The following is a 21,695-nucleotide window of genomic DNA, read 5'->3' on the forward strand; positions in this document are numbered from 1 at the left end:
AATATGGAGGTTAAGTTAATGGCAGAGTATATATTATCTGAAGCGCAACGTGAAATTATTCAATTAGAAGAATATTATGAAAATACTAGCATTAATAATATAGCAGGAATTGTTAATATTAAAGATAATGTGAAAATATCAGAAATTGACAAATCGCTAAACAATTTAATAAAAACACATGAGAGTTATAGAATTAAAATTAAAAAAGTGAACTCCGAATATAAACAATATATTGATGAATATAAAAGTAAAGAATTTGATTATATTGATTTTAATAATAATCAAAAGGGTTTTGATGAATGGGTTAATACACAGGTGAAAGCAAATATATTTGCTTTGAATAGCGACTTATTTAAATTTGTGATTTTAACACTCCCTAAAGGAGATGTTGGAATATTATTATTACAACATCATGTTATTTCAGACGGATGGAGTATGACTATAGCTGGAAATACATTATGCGAATCTTTAATTTACGGGAACGAAAATAAAAATGAAAATTTTGAGTATACGTATTTAGATTGTGTTAAGGATGAAATGAATTATAAAAATTCATCAAGGTTCGAAAAAGATAAACAATTCTGGTTTGAAAAGACAGAAAATTTAGAAGATAATGAGTTATTTGAAAAAAAGCGGGTGAATAATGCCCAAGGAGATAGGCTGAATTATAGATTATCAGACACATACACACATAAAATAATGGAGTTTTGTGAAAGTAACAAATTAAGTATTAGTAATTTGTTTTCTGCTGCTATGTTGATTTTAAAATATAAAAAAACTTTAGCAAATAAAAACTCAATTGGAATAGCATTACACAATAGAAACAAGCAGTTTGAAAAGAAAATGACAGGGGTTTATTCAAGAGTCTTACCTATAATAGTTGAAATTGATAAGAAATCATCTATCAATGAATTTTTAGGGACAATGAAAAAGGAAACTTTCAAAGTATTGAAACATAGAAAATTCCCGAATAGTTATATAGTAGAAAATAGTGGTAATGCAAAAGGATTGCTAGACTTCGTGGTTTCGTTTCAGAACACTCAGCACAACCCTGATTTTATAAAAAAAGGTTATTCGGAGGAATGGTTAGATTCCGGCACAACCAATGCTCCATTGGGTCTAAATATAAGCAATAGGCATGGAGAAGATAAGTTAGAAATAGATTACGATTACCAGGTAGACGTTGTTAGTAAAAAAGAAGTTGTGACATTACACACAAACATTATAGAAATTTTAAATGTAATATTAGAGAATCCAAGACAAAAAATTAGTGAAATAGAGATCATTACAGAAGAAGAAAAGTCACTCATTTTACATGATTTTAACAATACACAAGTAGCACTAAATAATAATCAGACATTTGTTGAATATTTTGAGCAACAAGTAGAAAAAACACCAGAGAAAAAGGCAATTACTTACGAAGGTAAAAGTCTGACTTATCAAGCGTTGAACGCTAAAGCGAATCAAGTCGCGCATCAATTGCGACATGAAGGCGTAAAACCGAATCGTCTTGTAGGTATAATGACAAATCGACATTTAGAAATGATAATTGGTATTTACGGTATTCTAAAAGCAGGCGGTGCTTATGTACCAATCGATCCAAACTATCCAACTGAACGTATTAATTATATTTTGAATGACAGCAATCCCCATACGTTATTAACAGATCGAATTTTAGACACCTCCATTGAATTTAATCAAACAGTTATAAATTTAATGGAAAATATAAGCACATCAATACAACCAACCGAGGATCTATCACGCGTCACAGATGTATCTAATTTATTATGTGTTATTTACACATCTGGTACAACAGGTAAACCCAAAGGCGTTATGGTACCTTATAAAGGTGTGATGAATAATCTTAATAGAAGAATTAAGCGATTTGATATTAGTAGTGACGATAACATTTTATTCAAAATGCCATTTACCTTTGATCCGTCAATATGGGAAATATTTGGATGGGCCATGGTTGGTGCACAAGCAACGCTTTTACCTTCCGGTGAAGAAGGGGATCCAGAAACAATTACTTCATTAATTCAAACATCTAAGGTAACGATAGCTGTATTTGTACCCTCTATGTTTAATCCATTTATCAATTACATTAAGTCGACAAAACAAGCACACTTGCTTTCTAGCTTAAGCTACGTCTTAGTTGGTGGTGAAGCAGTGAAACCAGAATTAGTGAATCAATTTAATGAGGCGATTGGTAAAAAAAATAATACACAATTAATTAATGTATACGGCCCTACTGAAACTACGATTGATGTGACAAATTTTGATTGTGAAAATAATGTTATCTATGAAGCTATTCCAATTGGTCAACCTATTGCGAATACGCAAGCGTATATTATGAACGAAGATAATAATCTCATGGGCATTGGTACGCCAGGAGAGCTTTGTATCGGGGGTGCAGGTGTAACTGACGGTTACTTAAATCGCCCCCAATTAACGAAAGAAAAGTTCATTGATAACCCATTTGGTGAAGGGAAATTATATCGTACAGGTGATTTGGTGAAATGGCAGGAAGACGGAAATATTACATGTTTAGGGCGTATCGATGACCAAGTGAAAATACGTGGTTATCGAATTGAACTTGGTGAAATTGAAAGTACTTTACGTCAAAATGAGGACATCATAGATGTGGCGGTCATTGCCAACCCAATGGGCGGGGAAGAACTAGCGATTTGTGCTTACTTAGTTTCAGACAAACAAATACCGTTTGATGATATTAAAACAAAGTTAAGTGCAAAATTACCGAATTATATGGTTCCATCATACTTGGCACAAATCGAAAAATTACCAGTAACATCTAACGGTAAATTAAATATAAAACAATTACCTGAAATTAAAATTGAAAGTAAATCGTATGTTGCGCCTAGAAATAATACAGAAGTGATGCTTACTAAGATATTTGAAAATGTCTTGAATATTGAACGTGTAAGTATTGATGATAACTTCTTTGAAATGGGTGGTCATTCACTTAAAGCAATTAGCGTTATAAATGAAATTGAAAGTGAAATCGGTGTTCGTTTACCCTTAAAAATTATGTTTGACTATGAAAAAGTGATACAACTCGCAAAAGTGATAGACGATTATGATAGTGATGCGCATACACAAAGTATTCCACAAGCTGAAACAAAACCGTATTATTTGGCATCTTCACCACAAAAACGGTTATATATTTTAAATGAAATGATAGATAATCAAACGGCGTATAACATGCCAGGAATGTTTGAAATCCAGGGTTCAGTGGACGTTAAACGTGTTGAAAACACATTTCAAAAACTAGTAGAGCGCCATGAGGCGTTAAGAACGCACTTTGAAACAATTAATGGTACACCAGTTCAAGTACTCGAAGATGATATAACTATTAGTGTAGACTATGAAGACACATTGAATGTTGATTATGACACGCTTTCAAAAGATTTTGTGAAACCGTTTAATTTAGCAAAAGCACCTTTATTAAGAGTAAAGCTAGTGAAAATTGCTGCACAGCGTTATATGTTGTTGTTTGATATTCATCATATTATTTCAGATGGTTTCTCTATTACCTTGTTTATGAAAGAATTTTCAAAATTGTATCAAGATCATCCATTAGAAAAACTAAAAGTGCAGTACAAAGACTATAGTGAATGGATGCATTCTCATGACTTAAGTAATCAACGTGCGTTTTGGTTATCTCAATTTGAAGATAAAGTACCGGTTTTAGATTTACCCTGTGATTATACAAGATCAGATCAGCAAAGTTTTGAAGGTCGAACAATTACTGTAAATATGCCTAAGGAAACAAAAATTGCGATTAGCCAGCTATCACAAGCAACAGGTAGTACAGATTATATGATTTTACTAACATCTTTTATGACTTTACTTCATAAGTATAGTCGTCAAGAAGACATTGTCATTGGTAGCCCAATTTCTGGCCGAATACATAAAGACACTCAAGGTGTATTCGGTATGTTCGTTAATACCCTTGCGATGCGTGGTTATCCAGAAGGTCATAAGTCATTTCATCAATTATTAGCGGAAATTAAAGACTTATCATTAAAAGCTTTTGATAACCAAGAATACCCGCTAGAAGCATTGGTAGAGGAAGTTGTAGACAAACGTGATTTAACACGTAATCCATTATTTGATGTGATGTTCACCTTACAAAACAATGATTACTCAACGTTTACAGTCAATGATTGGTCAGTTAACCAAAAAGAACTATCAACTTCGAGTGCCAAAGTTGATTTGAATATGAGTGTAGTTGAGGACAATGGCTATAAAATTTCATTAGAGTTTTCAGATAAATTATTTAATCAAGCGACCGTAAAACGTATGTTAGAACATTATTTAGAAATTTTATCTAATAGTGTTCAAAATCCTGAACAAAAAATTAGCGATATAGAAATGATTACAAAGGAAGAAAGAAAAACGCTACTTCATGACTTCAATGACACACAAGTAGATTTAAATAATTCACAAACATTTGTGTCACGCTTTGAAACCCAAGTAGCGAAAACGCCTAATAAAATGGCGGTCACTTACGAAGGTGAAAGTTTGACTTATCAAACATTGAACGCTAAAGCAAATCAAGTCGCACATAAATTACGACACGAAGGCGTCAAACCGAATAGTCTCATAAGTATAATGACTAATCGTCATTTGGAAATGATTATTGGAATTTACGGTATATTGAAAGCAGGCGGAGCCTACGTACCCATTGATCCTAATTATCCAAGTGACCGTATCAATTATATTTTGAATGATAGTAAGCCCATAGTCCTGTTAACGGATCAACCTATCGACCATTCTATTGTATATAACGGTGTGATCATTGATGTGACGGATCAAGCGATGTTTGAAGAGTTACCAACCGACAATTTACTCAATGTTACAGATGTATCAGACCTGATGTATGTTATCTATACATCGGGGACGACGGGTAAACCCAAAGGGGTGATGGTTTCAAACGAAGGTGTAATGAACCGCCTTAACTGGATGATTAATCAATATAATATTGGTGAAAAAGATGTAATTCTTTTCAAGACTCCTTTTACCTTTGATGTTTCTGTATGGGAAATTTTCGGCTTTTCGCTGGTTGGTGCGCAATTAACCCTATTACCTTCAGGGGAGGAAGGTAACCCAGAAAAAATAAACTCCTTGCTTCAGATATCCGGAATAACAATCGTTCACTTTGTACCCTCTATGTTTAATGCATTTATTACTTATATTGAGTCAACGAAACAAGCGCATTTACTTTCTAGTTTGAGATATATTTTAGCTAGTGGCGAAGCATTGAAAACAGAATGGGTGAATCAATTTAATGAATCAATAGGTAACGAAAACAGAATACAATTAATTAATTTATATGGTCCGACTGAAACTACTGTTGAAGTGACGCATTTCGATTGTGAGAATAATGTTATCTATGAAGAAATACCAATTGGTCAACCAATTGCAAATATACAAGCCTATATTATGAATTCAGACAAGAATCTCATGGGCATTGGTGTACCAGGTGAATTGTGTATTGGCGGTGTTGGTGTGACAAGAGGATATTTAAATCGTCCTGATTTAACATCAGAAAAATTCGTCGACAATCCATTTGGTGAAGGTAAATTATATCGTACAGGTGACTTAGCGAAGTGGAGTGCTACAGGTGATGTAGAATATCTCGGTCGTTTAGATGAACAAGTGAAAATCCGTGGTTATCGCATTGAATTGGGTGAGATTGAAAGCTTATTACGTCAAATCGATTTTATTTCTGATGTTGCAGTAGTTGCTAAACCAATGGCAGGAGAAGAATTAGCGATTTGTGCTTACTTAGTTTCAGACGAGCAAATCGATTTTTATGATATCAAAACGCAGTTAAGTGAAAAATTACCAAATTATATGGTCCCGTCGTATATGACACAAATAGATGGACTTCCTTTATCTTCAAGTGGCAAATTAGATAAAAAACAATTACCTGACATTAAAGTTAAAAGTAAAGCTTACGCTGCGCCGACGAATAATACAGAAGTGATGCTTACTCATATATTTGAAAATGTCTTGGAAATTGAGCGTGTAAGCATTGACGATAACTTCTTTGAAATAGGTGGTCATTCACTTAAAGCGATTGGTGTTATAAATGAAATTGAAAGTGAAATCGGTGTTCGTTTACCCTTAAAAATCATTTTTGAAAGACCAACAGTTTTACAATTGGCTGAAGTTATAAAAAATAGTACCAACGATAAGAATATTCAAGATATTCCAAAAGCTGAAGATAAGCCATTTTACTATATATCTCCAATACAACAGCATATATATATTAAATAAAATGGTAGATAGCCAGACGACAGCATATAATATGCCTGGAATATTTGAAATTAAAGGTAATGTAGATATTGAACGCGTACAATATGCGTTTCAATCTTTAATTAATCGACATGAGACGTTAAGAACGCGCTTTGAAACGATTGATGGAGAAACTATTCAAGTAATCGAAGATAATACACAGATTAGGGTAGACTATGAAGAAAAATCAAAAATTGATTATGACGTACTGTCAGAAGATTTTGTAAAACCGTTCAATTTAACACAAGCACCATTATTAAGAGTTAAAGTAGTGAAATGTGATGAACAACGTTATATTTTATTATTTGATATCCATCATATTATTTCAGATGGTGTATCTATCAATAATATTATTAAAGAATTTTTAAAATTGTACCAAGGTCATACTTTAGAAAAAATGAAGCTACAGTACAAAGATTACAGTGAGTGGATTAAAAACCGCGATTTAAGTAAACAACGCACGTTCTGGTTATCACAATTTGAAGATAAATTACCTGTTTTAGATTTACCTTTAGATTACTTAAGACCAAAGCAACAGACTTTTGAGAGTAAAACAATCGCTGTAAACATGCCAAATGAAACGAAAATTGCAATTAATAGACTTGCACAAACAACCGGCAGTACTGACTATACAATTTTATTAACATCATTAATGATTTTACTTCATAAATATACTCATCAAGAAGATATAGTAATTGGTAGTCCTGTTTCGGGACGTACACATAAAAATACTGAAGAAGTGATAGGTGCATTTTTTAATAGGCTCGCGATGCGTGGTTATCCAGAGGGTAATAAATCATTCAATCAATTATTATCGGAAATTAAAAGATTATCATTAAAAGCTTTGGATAACCAAGATTATCCTATTGAGAAATTGAAAGATGAAGTGATGGAAAAACATGGTTTAACACGTAACACATTGCATGATGTAGCGTTTGCATTTCAAAATTTTAATAATCAATCATTTAAAATAGATGGTTGGGAAATTGAAGAAAAAGAAGTTTCTGACACAAATGTTAAATTTGATTTACACATGATAATTGAAGGCGATGAAGCTTATAAAGTGTCATTAAAATATGCGAATGAATTATTTGATCCAATAACAATTCAACGTATGTTGAATAAATTTATAGATATATTGGATAGTGTTACAAAAGACCCTGAACAAAAAATAAGCGAAATTGAAATATCGAACAAAGAAGAAAAACGTGATCGTGATAATGAAACGCAAGTTTAATATACATCATTTTATTAAATAAAAAGAATGTGCAGAAAATGACAGATATTCTTGTTAAATGCATTGTAATATCATAGAGTGTGGAAATGCAAAATCAATATCTTATGTAAGTAGAAACTGTTATTACACTTGGATGCTATGGTGCAATATTCTGGATGTGGTTGGCTGAATTATTAGGTACAGCTACAAAATATGTAGTAGTATTATTAGCAATGAAATTCTGTTTATGACATTATATATATAACTACTACTTTTATTGAAATAGTAACGAATTTGAAAACAATTTGGATAATAGCAAAAAGTGAAAATAGGACTTAGATTTAATGAGAATATACGCATATAAGTAAAACTTGGTAATTTTCAAATAATATATACATTATTTTTAATGTGAGGAGGTGATTATATGACAGCTACACCTTTGCTTTTGAAAGTGCTTGAACTGATTGAAAAGTCTTTTCTATAAACATAAGTTATTGTTTTGATTAAAGTTGAATATTCCTATTTTCATTAGAAAATGAACGCTATTTTATTTAGTAGTAAATGAGCCCTTACAGTATATAACTGAAAGGGCTCGTGCTGCTTCTAATCTTTTTTAGTTGGTCACTTAATAAGTTAGCTTCAAGTTCAGCAAATACACTCATCATAGTAAAGAACATCTTGCCCATTGCATCTTTTGTTGTATGTCCAAGACGATCTAGTTTATAGACTTAAATAACCAAGAAAATCTTCTTAATAAATTAAATAGATTTTATATTGTTGGTTAAATTAATGGTTTAGATATAAAAATGGACTGTTGTTTTCAACAGTCCATTTTTAAAAGTATATTTTTAAAGGATTAATTTATAGGTGTTAATAATACGTTTTAACGGGATTTAAGTTCATCACTTGTCATCCATTTATGATTTTTTACCATCTTGTCATTTTCAGTTGATTTATAATCAACTACATAAACAGTTGTCTTATTTACATTGTCTATTTTTGCTTCTGCGCCCTTCATACCAGGCATGTGGTCAGCTTCTAATTTAACTGTATCACCTTTCTTAAATCCATTTTCAGGGGCATCGGCAACTTCTTCGTTAACGACCCATTTATGGTTTTTCACTTTTTCATCGCCATTTGTAGGTGTATAGCTTACGACATAAGCGTAAGTTTCATAAGCACCTTTCACAGTACCTTGGGCGTTTTTCATACCAGGCATGTGTCCTGCTGCAATAGTAACTTCATCACCTTTTTTAAATGTACTTTCTTCTGTGCGCTTCATATCCTCTGGAACTTTACTTTCACTTTTATGTTCCATATGTTCCTCGTGTTTTTGATCTTTAGAATCTTTTTCTTCTTCACTGCCATTTGAGCAAGCTGATAATACGAGCCCTGATGCTAATATAATAAAGCTTAATTTTTTAATCATAATTTAAACCCCTATCATTTATTTTAATTTTAAAGTAAAAGCGTTAATTGCTACGATAACTGTACTTAAAGACATGAGTATTGCACCTATAGCTGGTGATAATATTAAACCAATAAAAGCTAATATACCTGCTGCAAGAGGGACAGCAATCACATTATATCCTGCACCCCACCATAAATTTTGAACCATTTTTCTCATCGTATTTTTAGAAAGAGTTAAGAAATTAATAATATCGGATGGATTACTTTTAACGAGTATGACATCACCTGATTCAACAGCTACATCTGTTCCTGCTCCAATTGCCATACCAATATCTGCTCTAATAAGACTAGGTGCATCATTGATACCATCGCCGACCATCATTACTTTACTACCATTGTTTTGGTAATCTTGAATAATATTTTCTTTATCTTCAGGCATTAATTGTGCATGTACATCACGAATACCTAATTCTTTAGCAACTGTTTGCGCCACTTCTTTATTATCGCCTGTAAGCATGACTGGCGTAATATCTCTTGATAATAAGTCTGAAACCATTTGTTTTGAACTTGCTTTGATTTTATCGCCTTGTGCAATAATACCAATTACTTGTTGATCATGAATTAAATAACTAACAGAGTTACCTTGTTGAGCTAGAAGTGTAAATTGTTCTTTTTTATAATCGAAATTGTTTTTATCCAGGTAAGAAGCATTCGTTATTTTAAGTGTTTTATTATCAACTTTCCCTGCTAATCCTACACCTGGAATATTATTAACTTCTTGAGGGCTAGAATATGAAATGTTTTTCTCTTTAATAAAATCAATAATACCATTAGCAAGTGGATGATTAGAGCTACTTTCTAATGAAGCAAACAAACTCAATACTTCTTCATTGTTTAACTCGTCTGTAAAACTTTCATAGTGATTAACCGAAAAATTGCCTTCAGTTAGCGTTCCAGTTTTATCCATCATGATGTAATCAATATGTTGAGCGATTTCTACAGATTCTCGGTTTTTTATGATTAAGCCATTATGAGCGCCTATAGAAGTAGAACGTGCTGTAACTAATGGAATTGCTAATCCCAATGCGTGTGGACAAGCAATGACTAATACAGTTACGAGTCGTTCAAGTGCGAAATCAACGTCTTTTTGAATTAGCATCCATACAATGAAGGAAATCAAACCAATACTTACTGCAAAATAAAATAAATACCCCGCAACTTTATCTGATAGTAATTCAGCTTTTGATTTATCATTTTGAGCTTGGTTAACAAGTTCCATAACTTGAGATAAGTAACCATTTTCACCAGTAGCTGTCACTTTAACTTGTATTGTTCCTGAACCATTGATAGAGCCGCCAATAACATCGTCATTATGCATTTTAGAAACTTTTTTTGATTCACCAGTAACTAATGATTCATCAATTGATGTCTGACCCTGAATAATTATGCCATCTGTAGGTATACTTTCACCAGCTTTAACTTCAACGATATCATCGATATTGATGTCTCCAATTTTAACTTCATGACGTTGATCATCGTCCGTAATTTTAATTGCAGTATTAGGTAACAGTTCTGCCATTTTTTTCAATGCATTCCCGGCATTACCTACTGCATTCATTTCAATCCAGTGACCTAATAACATAATTAAGATTAATGTTGCTAATTCCCAGAAAAAATCCATTGTATGAGTCGATGAACTACTAAAGTTATTCATATAAAAAGCGTATAAACTATAGATATAAGCTACTGAAATACCTAGAGCAACTAGTGTCATCATTCCAGGTTTTTTAGTTGAAATTTCATCTCTAGCTCCTGATAAAAATGGCTTGCCTCCATAAAAGAATAAAATAGTAGCAAGGATTAATACAATCCAATCTGAACCTGTAAATGAAAATTGAAACGGTAATTTAACGCCCATCATCGGCGATAGAATAATAATAGGTATCGCAAAAATCAAAGAAATAAAAAATTTACTTTTAAAATTACCATGATGGTGATGTGCATGGTCACCATGATTCTCATGTTCTTGATGATTATGATTTTGGCTTGTTTCTTTATTATTCACAATATCCCCCCTGAGTTTACTTTCTAGTAATAGGATAGTATGAGTGTAACATATACGGGGTAGGGGTATGAATCTTTTTGCTTTTTCTTGTATTTTTCAGAGTAAAAATAGTGAAGGAACTAATATCGTATTATGTAATAATAACTTTCAAAACACTACTTAGAAATTATAATTAGTGTTTTGAACTTATATAAAAATTGTTATTTTAATACTCGGTAAACTGTAGAATGAGTCACTCCTGTTTGATTAGCAATCTCTTCGCTTGTATGTTTCTGTTTATTGACGATTGCTGGTAAAAAATTACCATTTGGCACACTATATGCAGTTTTTGCCGGAATAGGCACAGCGGCCACAGTCTTAGCGGAAATGATTGTATTCGGAGAACCTACTATCCCGATGAAGATATTACTTATATCTACACTACTAGGTGGTGTTATCGGATTAAAATTAATAAGTAGCAAGGAAGAATTATCAGAATCTAATGAACAGGGAGAGTTTGTATAGTGTCTTGGTTAGCGTTAATAGTCGCAGGGTGTTTAGAAGTAGTGGGTGTATATAATGTAAAAAGATTAGGAGAAAAACAAAAGTCAGCTCTTTATTATATGATTTTATTTTTTGGATTAAGCTTTCTGTTGTTATCTTATGCAATGAAAGAAATTCCAATGGGTATGGCTTATGCGATTTGGACAGGTATTGGCACTGTAGGTTCTGCTGTAATGGGGATGTATTGGTTTGGTGAACCAAAAGAATGGAAAAGGATGCTATGCATTGCGATTATTTTAATGTCCGCCATTGGTTTAAAATTAGCTGTTTAAAAGTATTGTCTTTTCCGGTCAAAATGAGGGTTAGAGCGAAAGTTAGTTCAAATAGACAATTTTAGTCACGAGGATAAAATTATTATTAAAATAAAGGGTATTTAATAGCTTCATTATCAGAAGTTTTCAATATTCGTTTCTCTGTAATTTTGGGCAGTATAGCTATGTTTTTAGCTACTACTTACCTTCTGTTTTATATAAAGAAAAACAGAGTGTGCAGAAAACAACCATTCCAACCTTTGATTGATTAGGAAGAATGGTTGTTTTTTATTCACTTAAAGGTTACGAGGCTTTCAAATGCAAAAAAGGTAACATGTAATAGCATGTTACCTTTTTTGCATGTCAACGTATGTGATTGCTTAATTTGGTTTTTAATTCTAAATTTTAATAGGGAAAAGTAATTCAAAATCATCGAGAAAGTTTATGTTTTAATAATTTATTAATTAATATATTATTTTCATTATTAATATTATTTAACTTCAGTATTATAGAGTCGATTTCTGAATTGCTTAATTCTGAATCATAAGTAATTTCGATTGGTTTTAAATTATTGTTATTTTCTTTAACCCCCTCAATCATAAGGTTATTCATAACTTCTTCTAGCTTACCAGGTTGCAATAAAATATTATTCCCCATTATATTCCCACCTTTTTAAAATATATAGTTTTATATTACCCCCTTTTTAATCACTCTATACACTGTAGATCGACTTACGCCAGTCTTTTAGCAATTTCTTCACCTGTGAGCTTCTGTTCATCATACAAGAACTTGATTTCACGTTTTTTGTGATCTGGTAATGAAGGTCTTCCGCCTTTTCGACCTCTGTCTCTTGCTACTTCTAATCCTTTTTTCGTACGTTCACTTAATAAGTTAGCTTCAAGTTCCGCAAAACACTCATCATGGTAAAGAATATCTTGTATATTGCGTCTTTTGTTGATACATTTATATCAATAATATTTAAATCAATGCTATTTTCATCCAACCATTGAGATAACTCAATTAATCGTTTCGTTGTACGTCCAAGATGATCTAGTTTATAGACTTAAATAACCAAGAAAAACCTCTTAATGTTAAGAGGTTTTGTATCAAAAACGAACGTTTTAAAAGCTTAATTTAAGAGATATGTGAACTAATAAATTAAAATGATTAGTTACTAACTGCTACCCGGATTTCTTTGCTTACTATATATTGGGGTTGATAGTATCAAAGAATCGAATCAATCTTTGTCTATAAATAGTGAAGTGAAAGTTAAAAAATCATTATTTAAAGCCTATAGTAGAGGATTAGTAATGGCTATTTCTCCATCAAATATTGTTTTTTGGATAGGCGTATTTGGAACTGCCTTAACAACAGCTCTAAATAATGTTAGCGGCTATCAATTTTTACTTGTTGCTTCAGGAATTTTAGTAGGAATCCTAATTCATGATATTCTTTTAATGGGGGCAGTCAGTTATACCAGAAAATTTGTTAATCAAAGTTTTATAAAATGGACATCTATTATAGCTGGTATCTTATTAATAGGATTTAGTTTTTATTTTGGTTACTTATTTCTCCACGACCTTAAAAAGCTCTTATAGCTAATTTTTATTGTTTCAAAACCAAACATTGTCTTAATGACGATTGTTTACGGAGCTCGACTTACCTCATATTTTTGAGTTAGTACATTAGTTTTAAAACGTTTTATTACATATAATCTGCAAATCTATCTCTAAAACGCATATGTAAAATTGACCCCACACTAAAGATTAGAATACAAAGAAACACATTATACAATGCTAATTCCCAATGCGTAATAAAATACCATTCGTGATGCAATATGGCTGCCCTATATCCTCCAGCTAAAAAGTATATAGGATTAAATTGCATGACTGCTCCAACTATTTGATTATTTGGTAAATAAAGTATAGAAGAGACGAAAAATATCATTCTCATTAAAGCTTGTAGAATTAAATGTATGTCTCTAATTAACATACTTAATGTTGAAGCTAATAACGCTATAGCGTTGGTTAAAACTAACGCATAAAATAAGTATATAAATAATTGTAAAGTATATATTGAGGGCTTATACCCTCCAATGAAACAAACACCCATAATAATTAATAGTAGAAAAATATGACCATAGAACTTACTAAAAACTACATAACTAGGGATAATAGAAAGTGGGAAATTCATTTTAGCTACTTGATTAAATTTTGAAGTAATGGACTTACTACCTTCTAGAACACCTTCATTTACGAAAAACCACATACTAATCCCAACAATAAGCCAATATATAAATGGGACACCTTCCATTAACTTATTGCTTCTTAGAGCTAAACCAAAAATAAACCAAAAAACCGCAATTTGCATAGTAGGGTTAATTAATTCCCATGCCATTCCTAAATAATTATTTTTATTAGAAATTCTTAATTGAAATTCGGCTAATCTTCTTATTAAATATAAATTTTGCAATTGTTCTTTTAACACAAACCATATTGAATTCATTTAAGCCTATCTCACTTTCTAGATGTAATGTTGATCTTGCAAATAAATTAAATGTAATTCCAAAAAAATCTTATTTTGTATTATAAATCTTATTATTAATTTTAAATTCATTATGCATATATTTTTAATATTACTAAACTTTACAATAACTTAATAAAAGACACAACTATTTAAATATCCTACTCTTGAAATTAAATAATATACTAAGTATATGTATTAAAAAAGACTTCTATATATAATATAATCGGTAATTATCAAAAACAATAAAGGCGCTTCTTTTAAGAAAGAGGCGCCTTTATTGTTTCAAAATTTGTATTAACAAACATATTTGTAATTGCGATTTTGAACAAACTGTAAATAATTTAAGTTAACTTTTCATGTAAGCTATTTTTTATATCAGCCTTATAAATCAATCTTAATGCAATAACCATTAAAATTAATGCGATAATTCTTTTTGCATCAAAGTGAATGACCATGCCTTCAAATAAACCAAAATGATCGATGATCATACCCATTGTTAACTGTCCAATAACAGCAGAAATATTTGTTGCTATAACACCTATTTTGGGAATTGCTACAATTGTTAAAAATAGATAACCAACACCAAACCAAACAGCACTCAATTGCCATTTAGGCGCACTAAAGAACTCTAAGAAGTTTCCTTCCCCAAAAAATAAAGTAATAATGAATAAAATCATACCACCTGTTATAAATGTTAAAAAGGCACTTTCTAACGTTCCTGCTTTTTTACTAAAAGCCCCGTTTACTGATGATTGTGTGCTTAAAGTGATACCAGCTATTAAAGCTATGACGACTAAAGCTACTTGCATTTTATACTCCTCCTAATAAATAAGTGTTAATGCAACTATCATTAGTATAATTGCCACTACTTTTTCAATTCTTAATGGTCGTTTTTCACTGCCTAGTATGCCGTAATGTTCTATTAATGCACTCATAATCATTTGGCCAACGACAACGCTTCCCATTGCTAGTCCAACACCTATCATAGGAATGATGAAGACTAAAACAGTTAAGTAAATAACGCCTAATATGCCGCCAGTTAATTGCCATTTAGGTGCTTTAATTACGTAAGATAGTTTGCCTTTGCCTAAAAACAATAATGCAATGCCTAATATGATTGTTCCTATGGCAAAATTGTATAAACTACTTTCCAATTCTCCAATAGAATCACCTAAAACTGCATACATGGCACCTTCGATACTCAAAAATATACCTGCTACTATAGCAAGGATATAAAATATAAATTTATTCATGATTTACCTATTTTCCTCATTTCGCGAATTATCGAATTATAATCAATAAAAAAAGATCTCTAAAGATCTTCTTTTATTAGATTGGCTAATTCATTAATACTTTCTTCGTTTCTTCTATAATAAGTCCATTGACCATGTCTTTCGGATTCTAATAGTCCTACTTGCTGCATCATTTTTAAATAATGTGAGACAGTAGAGGGGGACATATTGGCTTTTTCTTGTATATCTCCTACACATACGCCTCCTTTTTCTTTTAAATATTCACCTGTATAAATATGTCCAAAATGTTCACTTGGATGTTTTAGCCAAACTAAAATATCAACACGACTATAGTTACTTAATACTTTAAAAGTTTCCACTAAATTTTTCATAACACATATACTATTCGAGAATATTCGAAATGTCAATCCCAAATTACTTTTTAATATTAGTCTTCCTAAAGTAAATAACAAGTTAAGTATAGTTGTTAAAAAAAGACTTCCATTTTTAAGAAAGTCTTTTTAATGCTTCAAAATTAATTTTTGTCTTAATAATAAACCCTTACCGATACTTGTTATTAACTATCTAAATAGCTTTTAACTTTTCATTAAAGCTTTTTATTTTTTCAGCTCTTAGATTTGTATAATATTCAATATCTTCTTCTCTAGTCTCTAAAGGAAATATATTATAAATATCTTGATAAAATTCAATACTTGATTTATTACGTTGGCCTTCTAAAGATATTCTTGTACTATCAGGCTTAGTAGTTGATAATTCATAATTAGGTATCACACTATGGTACACGTTTACTATTTTGCCATCTTTTATCAAATCTGATGTATTTATAAATTTAACTTCTATATGATGTTGATGTGATAATTCACTAGTTAACATTGCTAGCATCACATCACAAAACATGATGGTCATAACGCCTTTATTTTCAAATGTAGATGTTACTTCTAGTTTTTCAATACAAAATTTTTCAGTTTCTCCAAAATCCTTGAATCTGGATTTGAATTCTTCATTTTCTTCACCATCACATCTACTAACAACACTCGTTGAAATATAATCAAATGATGTATCTTTTAAATAATAATAAGAACTTCCATAATCTATTAATCTATTGTATGTGAAGGCATTTGTTTCTTCATATTTATTTTTACAAATTATATTAAATGGATTGATAGTACTATCCTTTACAATCATATATTACGCTCCTTCTAAAATTTTTGTTTATATAATAGATAGTCATCACAGCATCCATTATTAAACGATTATTTAAAAACATAGAAAAACACCCCACATAAAAATGTGAAGTGCTAAAACTGGTATGTTTGTGACTTAAAATAATATTTCAACAAAATAAAACGCTCTCCTTATTAATATAATTTTGATATTTTATATTCAATATCCGACTATATCAAAGTTCAACATTTAAAGAAATATAATTGATTCATTCGAATTTAATTATAAGTAGATTAAAAATTTTTTACTGAAAAAGTAAATTAAAAAAGACTCCCTTTCAAAAGGAAGTCTCTCTATCATTTCAAAATAAAATATAGTTTTAAGAATGAATTTTTAATTATGTGCTTTTACATAATGTTCTTCAACATCGCTTGGTAGTATTTCAGGAATACTTTCAGCAAAATTTTCATCCCCATTTTTCAATGCTTCTTTATAATACCAACGTTTAAACTCAATCATGTTTAATGTGTTTTCTAATTCTTTAATTTCATTTTCAATATGAACTTTTTGTTCTTCAAATAAATTTAATCTTTTATTATAAGTTGACGGTCCTTGCTCACACCACATCATAAATTGCTTAATATCTTTGATAGAGGTACCAGATTTTTTAAGACACTCTATAACTCTTATTGCTTCAAGAGCTTGATCATCAAATTGACGAACGCCTGATTCACCTCTCATTAAATTGGGTAGTAATCCTTCTTTGTCGTAGTATCTCAAAGTAGATACTGGCAATTGAAATTTCTCAGATACTTGTCCTATTGAATACATTTTAACGCCTCACGATTTTTAAAATTTTATTTTTTATACTTGACCTAAAGTTAGGTTTAGGTGATAACGTACTAAATATAACATCAATAATATTAACTAGCAAAGCGATTTTAAAATATTCAAAGGAGTGTTAATTATGCAAATGGAAAACTTAAACTTAACTGAAGTATGGGATAAAACATTTTCTAAAAGTGAACAAGTAACACATAGTAAGATTACTTTTATTAATCGCTACGGTATTACGCTTGCTGCCGACCTTTACAAACCGTCTAACAGCGACAGTAATAAATTGCCAGCACTTGCTGTGAGTGGTCCCTTCGGAGCAGTTAAAGAACAATCGTCAGGTTTATATGCACAAACAATGGCAGAAAGAGGGTTTATTACGATAGCGTTTGATCCTTCATATACGGGTGAAAGTGGTGGTTTTCCACGTAATGTCGCTTCGCCTGATATCAATACTGAAGATTTTCAAGCTGCTGTAGATTACCTTGAAGCACGACATGATGTGAATGAAGAAAAAATTGGTGTCATTGGTATCTGTGGTTGGGGTGGTATGGCGATTAATGCTGCTGCAGTCGATACGAGAATTAAAGCAACAGTAACTGCTACAATGTACGATATGAGTCGTATAAATGCGAAGGGCTATTTCGATGGTGAAGATAGTGAAGAGCAACGTTTTGAGAAAAGACAGTCATTAAATGCACAAAGAGCAAAAGATTTTAAAAATGGTGATTATAAATTAGATGGTGGTTTACCAGATACTAGACCGGAAGAAGGACCACAATTTGTGAAGGACTATTTTGACTATTACAAAACAAATCGCGGATATCATAGTAGATCAGTAAATTCAAACGAGGGCTGGACAGTTACCACACCATTATCTTTTATGAATATACCATTACTTCAATACAGTAACGAGATACGTAATGCCGTATTATTAATTCATGGTGAAGAAGCACACTCTACTTATTTTAGTGAAGAAGCATATAAAAATTTAGTAGGTGACAACAAAGAATTAATGATAATTCCTAATGCTGTTCACACTGATTTATATGACCAAACCAATATCATACCATTTGATAAAATAGAAAACTTTTTAACAAGCAATTTATAAAAATTATTCGCTTATATTACAGGGTATAGTTATAATCAGAAACTATAAAATTTAAGGTGTCATCACAAAAGGAGCTTGATTATGTTTGAAAATATCTTGAGCGAAAATATTTGGGGACATATTGTCAGTGAAAAAGAACCTGTATTTGAAGAAATTAACAAAATAGTAGATTCTAACTCAAAAATTATATCCAAATTAAATAATGAATATCAAGATCATGATTCAATAATACAGTTATTATCAGAAATAACTGGACAAAAAATAGATAATTCTGTCGCCATCAATTTACCATTCTACTCAGATTTTGGAAAACATCTAGATATTGGGAAATCTGTATTTATTAATTGTAACGTTATGTTTACAGATTTAGGTGGCATTACTTTAGAAGACCATGTGCAAATTGGACCAAGAGCCAATTTGCTCAGTGTTAATCATCCGATTGATCCCGAGCAACGTAGAGGAGTAATTGTTAAACCAATTACTATTAAGAAAAATGCATGGATTGGTGCAGCGGCTACTATATTACCGGGTGTCACTGTTGGTGAAAATGCAATTGTTGGTGCGAATGCTGTAGTGACAAAAGATGTACCGAAAAACGCTGTTGTGACGGGGAGTCCAGCTAAAGTCGTTAAAACTATTTAACTAAATTTAAGTTATATGTAATCATTTATGATAGAAGGTGTTCCGTTCACCTTAATTAGATTAATATTTGTGTCGGTTAAACGGAATGCGACACGGAATGGAGTATTATATGAAAAAACCTTATGTTATTATTCACACTCATACGTCACTTGAAGGGAAAATTCATGCTATTAATTTACCAGAATTTGAAGCTGCAAGTCAGCAGTATCAAGAAATAGCATTGGATCCAGAGAAACAGGTAATGAATATTCAATGCTATTTAAATGGGCGTATCACTGTCGAGGATAACTTTACGCACTACCGTAAACCCGAATTGAATGAGCAGGCAGATACAGTGCCTGAAGGTGATTTTATTGCCGTTACTGATGCACCCAACTACTTTGTTGCAATTGATCGTTCTGGCAAACTAGCTTGGACGGATAATGTCGTTGAGTATGGTAATGTAAAATCTCACGTTATCTCAATTTTAACGGAACAAGTCAGTAATGCTTACAAAGATTTTTTAAGACGTATGAATGTTTCTTATATTATTGCTGGTGAGAAAGACATAGATCAAGAACTCGTCTTGCACAAGTTATCAACCCTCTACAATGTAGAACGATTGATGATAGGCGGCGGTGGTATACTGAATTGGTCTTATCTTCAAAATGGTCTTGTAGATGAAGTAAGCATTATTATGTCGCCTATTGCTGACGGCTCAACGGATGAACAAAGCCTTTTTGCAGCCAAAGAACATCTTTCAAAAGTTTCCCCAGTAGCATTTGAACTTATGGAAGTTAAGACTTTAGAAGAAAGTGTTGTGTGGTTACAGTATAAAGTTAAACCAAGCTATAAGTCCTAAAAACTAATATAAGCTATTGTTACTGAAACGCGTGCTTCAATAAAATTGTATAAATCTCAAGAAACATAAATATTTATAGTTGCTATTACACCAATAATAAACTCCCTCCAAAGTAAACACATAAAATGTGAAAAGCTTTGAAGGGAGCATTTTTATGTTTAGAAAAAGTATCCTTTGATAAGTAATACTACATGTGCTAATTTACCACTAAAACTATATAATAAGACTTTATGGCCATTACCAATTTTCTTATTATCTATTCCTTTAACTAAAGACAACGAGATTGATGATAAAGGTGTATCCGCAGAATGTTCAAGACTACTTAAAGCTCGCTTTATCGAAAAAACCACTTCAGTATTCAACCAACCTATAATTGTTACCAAAGCCTCAACGACGCATATGTAAGTGAATAGAAAATGATAGTTCTAAAGATTAATATAATGAGCTTAACGACATTTCATGATAGATTCTAATATAGATACATAATGAAATACGATAAAAATCATTTATGATTAACTCGATCAAAGGGGAAAACAACTATGGATTTTAGAGATTTAGAGATAATAAAAACATTGGATGATGAAAGAAATGTTACAAGAGCTGCGACAAAATTATATGTATCTCAACCTTCGCTAAGTTACAAAATTAATACACTTGAACAAGAACTTGGAGTGCCATTAATAATACGTACTAAGAAAGGTATTAGATTCACTTCTCAAGGGAGCCATCTCGTTCATTATGCTAGAAAAACATTAAATGGATTTAATAAAATGAAAGATTATCTTCACAGTATAGATAATGAGGATGAGGGAGTCATCAGGCTCGGTGTCTCGCAAAATTTAGCTAGATATGATCTGCCTGAACTACTTAGTAGTTTTACGAATGATTTTCAAAAAGTTCAATTTAAAATTGTTACTTCTTGGAGTCAGTCTATCTATAAATTAATAGAATCTGATGAAGTTTCTCTTGCAATCGTAAGAGGCGATGTATCTTGGAAGGGTTATAAAACCCTGTTAAATAAAGAACCAATATGTATAATCAGCAAAGATGAGATTGATTTAGAAAAATTACCTTCCAAGTCTAGGATAGCTTTTAAGACTGATACAAGATTACAAAATACTATTGATAACTGGTGGAAAGAATCCTACAATGAGCCTCCGAATGAAGCGATGTTAATTGATAACTTAGAGTCTTGTTTAAAGTTAGTAGAAAAAGGCATGGGTTATGCAATTGCACCAAATATTGGCGTCAGGGAATATAAAAACTTAAATATTGTACCTATTAAAAATAAGGAGAATGAAATAATTTATAGAGATACTTGGTTATTATATAGGGAAGAAGAGGATTATCCCTTAATGCAAAAATTTATTAGACATATTAAAGCGTATTATAAGGATAATAATTAAGAAAAAGAGAATGTCATAAAAAAATTTTATGATGATGAATAAAATATATGTATTTTCCTTCTTATATTTTATTAAGTAATCTAAAGAGAGATACTTTTAGATTACTTTT

Annotated in this window: 20 protein-coding genes and 2 pseudogenes; 11 read left to right on the plus strand and 11 right to left on the minus strand. The window is 31.3% G+C overall.

All coding sequences use genetic code 11. The features are described from left to right. The first annotated feature begins 18 nt into the window (after positions 1–18). The 3 genes from M4L39_RS01390 to M4L39_RS01400 all read left to right on the plus strand — a co-directional run bounded on the left by M4L39_RS01390 (position 19) and on the right by M4L39_RS01400 (position 7,791). Positions 19–6,306 carry a non-ribosomal peptide synthetase gene (locus M4L39_RS01390; protein WP_277580388.1) on the plus strand — a complete coding sequence of 2,096 codons (6,288 nt, stop codon included), beginning with the start codon at positions 19–21 and terminating at the stop codon, positions 6,304–6,306. A 31-nt stretch (positions 6,307–6,337) separates the two neighbouring features. Then, entirely contained in the window at positions 6,338–7,561 is a 1,224-nt protein-coding gene (locus tag M4L39_RS01395) for a condensation domain-containing protein (RefSeq protein WP_277580389.1), read from the plus strand. A gap of 122 nt (positions 7,562–7,683) precedes the next feature. Further along, positions 7,684–7,791, plus strand: coding sequence for an alanine:cation symporter family protein (locus M4L39_RS01400; RefSeq protein ID WP_431197614.1), 108 nt, complete (start codon positions 7,684–7,686; stop codon positions 7,789–7,791). Positions 7,792–8,129: 338 nt separating this feature from the next. On the opposite strand, the pseudogene M4L39_RS01405 reads toward M4L39_RS01400, so the two are convergent. From M4L39_RS01405 to M4L39_RS01415, 3 genes and pseudogenes are all read right to left on the minus strand, one after another. After that, positions 8,130–8,268: pseudogene (locus tag M4L39_RS01405) on the minus strand (recombinase family protein); the annotation flags it as partial. 155 nt (positions 8,269–8,423) lie between these two features. Continuing rightward, complete coding sequence (locus M4L39_RS01410; protein ID WP_277580390.1) at positions 8,424–8,969, minus strand: DUF1541 domain-containing protein; 546 nt, start codon at positions 8,967–8,969, stop codon at positions 8,424–8,426. Positions 8,970–8,987: 18 nt separating this feature from the next. Further along, the gene (locus M4L39_RS01415; protein WP_431197605.1) at positions 8,988–11,015 is read right to left on the minus strand and encodes a heavy metal translocating P-type ATPase; all 2,028 of its coding nucleotides are present in this window, start codon (positions 11,013–11,015) and stop codon (positions 8,988–8,990) included. Between the two features lie 252 nt (positions 11,016–11,267). On the opposite strand from M4L39_RS01415, the gene M4L39_RS01420 reads away from it, so the two are divergent. Beyond that, a complete protein-coding gene (locus M4L39_RS01420) occupies positions 11,268–11,519 on the plus strand; it encodes a DMT family transporter (RefSeq protein WP_277580559.1) in 252 nt (83 codons plus the stop codon). Beyond that, positions 11,519–11,830, plus strand: a complete 312-nt coding sequence (locus M4L39_RS01425; RefSeq protein ID WP_277580391.1) for a DMT family transporter — start codon at positions 11,519–11,521, stop codon at positions 11,828–11,830. Before M4L39_RS01420 ends, M4L39_RS01425 begins: the two co-directional genes overlap by 1 nt. Positions 11,831–12,238: 408 nt before the next feature. Here the strand turns inward: M4L39_RS01425 and M4L39_RS01430 are convergent, their stop codons facing one another. After that, positions 12,239–12,466, minus strand: a complete 228-nt coding sequence (locus tag M4L39_RS01430) for a hypothetical protein (RefSeq protein WP_277580392.1) — start codon at positions 12,464–12,466, stop codon at positions 12,239–12,241. 30 nt (positions 12,467–12,496) lie between these two features. Next, positions 12,497–12,872: pseudogene (locus M4L39_RS01435) on the minus strand (recombinase family protein); the annotation flags it as partial. Between the two features lie 115 nt (positions 12,873–12,987). Between M4L39_RS01435 and M4L39_RS01440 the strand changes: the two are divergent. Next, positions 12,988–13,407, plus strand: coding sequence for a LysE family transporter (locus M4L39_RS01440; RefSeq protein WP_277580560.1), 420 nt, complete (start codon positions 12,988–12,990; stop codon positions 13,405–13,407). A 106-nt stretch (positions 13,408–13,513) separates the two neighbouring features. On the opposite strand, the gene M4L39_RS01445 is transcribed toward M4L39_RS01440, so the two are convergent. From M4L39_RS01445 to M4L39_RS01470, 6 genes are all read right to left on the minus strand, one after another. Continuing rightward, on the minus strand, positions 13,514–14,314 hold the full coding sequence (locus tag M4L39_RS01445; protein WP_277580393.1) for an ABC transporter permease: 801 nt from the start codon (positions 14,312–14,314) through the stop codon (positions 13,514–13,516). A gap of 362 nt (positions 14,315–14,676) precedes the next feature. Further along, a complete protein-coding gene (locus tag M4L39_RS01450; RefSeq protein ID WP_277580394.1) occupies positions 14,677–15,144 on the minus strand; it encodes a DMT family transporter in 468 nt (155 codons plus the stop codon). Positions 15,145–15,156: 12 nt separating this feature from the next. Beyond that, positions 15,157–15,588: a DMT family transporter gene (locus tag M4L39_RS01455; RefSeq protein WP_277580395.1), complete on the minus strand. Its 432-nt coding sequence runs from the start codon at positions 15,586–15,588 to the stop codon at positions 15,157–15,159. A gap of 59 nt (positions 15,589–15,647) precedes the next feature. Continuing rightward, complete coding sequence (locus M4L39_RS01460; protein WP_277580396.1) at positions 15,648–15,959, minus strand: ArsR/SmtB family transcription factor; 312 nt, start codon at positions 15,957–15,959, stop codon at positions 15,648–15,650. Positions 15,960–16,152: 193 nt separating this feature from the next. Then, entirely contained in the window at positions 16,153–16,773 is a 621-nt protein-coding gene (locus tag M4L39_RS01465; protein ID WP_277580397.1) for a hypothetical protein, read from the minus strand. Positions 16,774–17,145: 372 nt separating this feature from the next. Then, entirely contained in the window at positions 17,146–17,583 is a 438-nt protein-coding gene (locus tag M4L39_RS01470) for a MerR family transcriptional regulator (RefSeq protein ID WP_277580398.1), read from the minus strand. Positions 17,584–17,719: 136 nt separating this feature from the next. Here M4L39_RS01470 and M4L39_RS01475 point away from each other — a divergent pair, with 136 nt between their 5' ends. The 5 genes from M4L39_RS01475 to M4L39_RS01495 all read left to right on the plus strand — a co-directional run bounded on the left by M4L39_RS01475 (position 17,720) and on the right by M4L39_RS01495 (position 21,586). After that, positions 17,720–18,697 carry an alpha/beta hydrolase gene (locus M4L39_RS01475; RefSeq protein ID WP_277580399.1) on the plus strand — a complete coding sequence of 326 codons (978 nt, stop codon included), beginning with the start codon at positions 17,720–17,722 and terminating at the stop codon, positions 18,695–18,697. 81 nt (positions 18,698–18,778) lie between these two features. Continuing rightward, positions 18,779–19,339 (plus strand): DapH/DapD/GlmU-related protein, encoded by a 561-nt coding sequence (locus tag M4L39_RS01480; RefSeq protein WP_277580400.1) that lies wholly within the window; start codon positions 18,779–18,781, stop codon positions 19,337–19,339. 109 nt (positions 19,340–19,448) lie between these two features. Continuing rightward, complete coding sequence (locus M4L39_RS01485; RefSeq protein ID WP_277580401.1) at positions 19,449–20,180, plus strand: RibD family protein; 732 nt, start codon at positions 19,449–19,451, stop codon at positions 20,178–20,180. Positions 20,181–20,354: 174 nt separating this feature from the next. Further along, positions 20,355–20,585: a hypothetical protein gene (locus tag M4L39_RS01490; RefSeq protein ID WP_277580402.1), complete on the plus strand. Its 231-nt coding sequence runs from the start codon at positions 20,355–20,357 to the stop codon at positions 20,583–20,585. Positions 20,586–20,719: 134 nt separating this feature from the next. Next, positions 20,720–21,586 (plus strand): LysR family transcriptional regulator, encoded by an 867-nt coding sequence (locus tag M4L39_RS01495; protein ID WP_277580403.1) that lies wholly within the window; start codon positions 20,720–20,722, stop codon positions 21,584–21,586. Positions 21,587–21,695: the final 109 nt, after the last annotated feature.

The organism is Staphylococcus equorum (assembly GCF_029531845.1).
GTDB classification, from domain to species: Bacteria; Bacillota; Bacilli; order Staphylococcales; family Staphylococcaceae; genus Staphylococcus; species Staphylococcus equorum_C.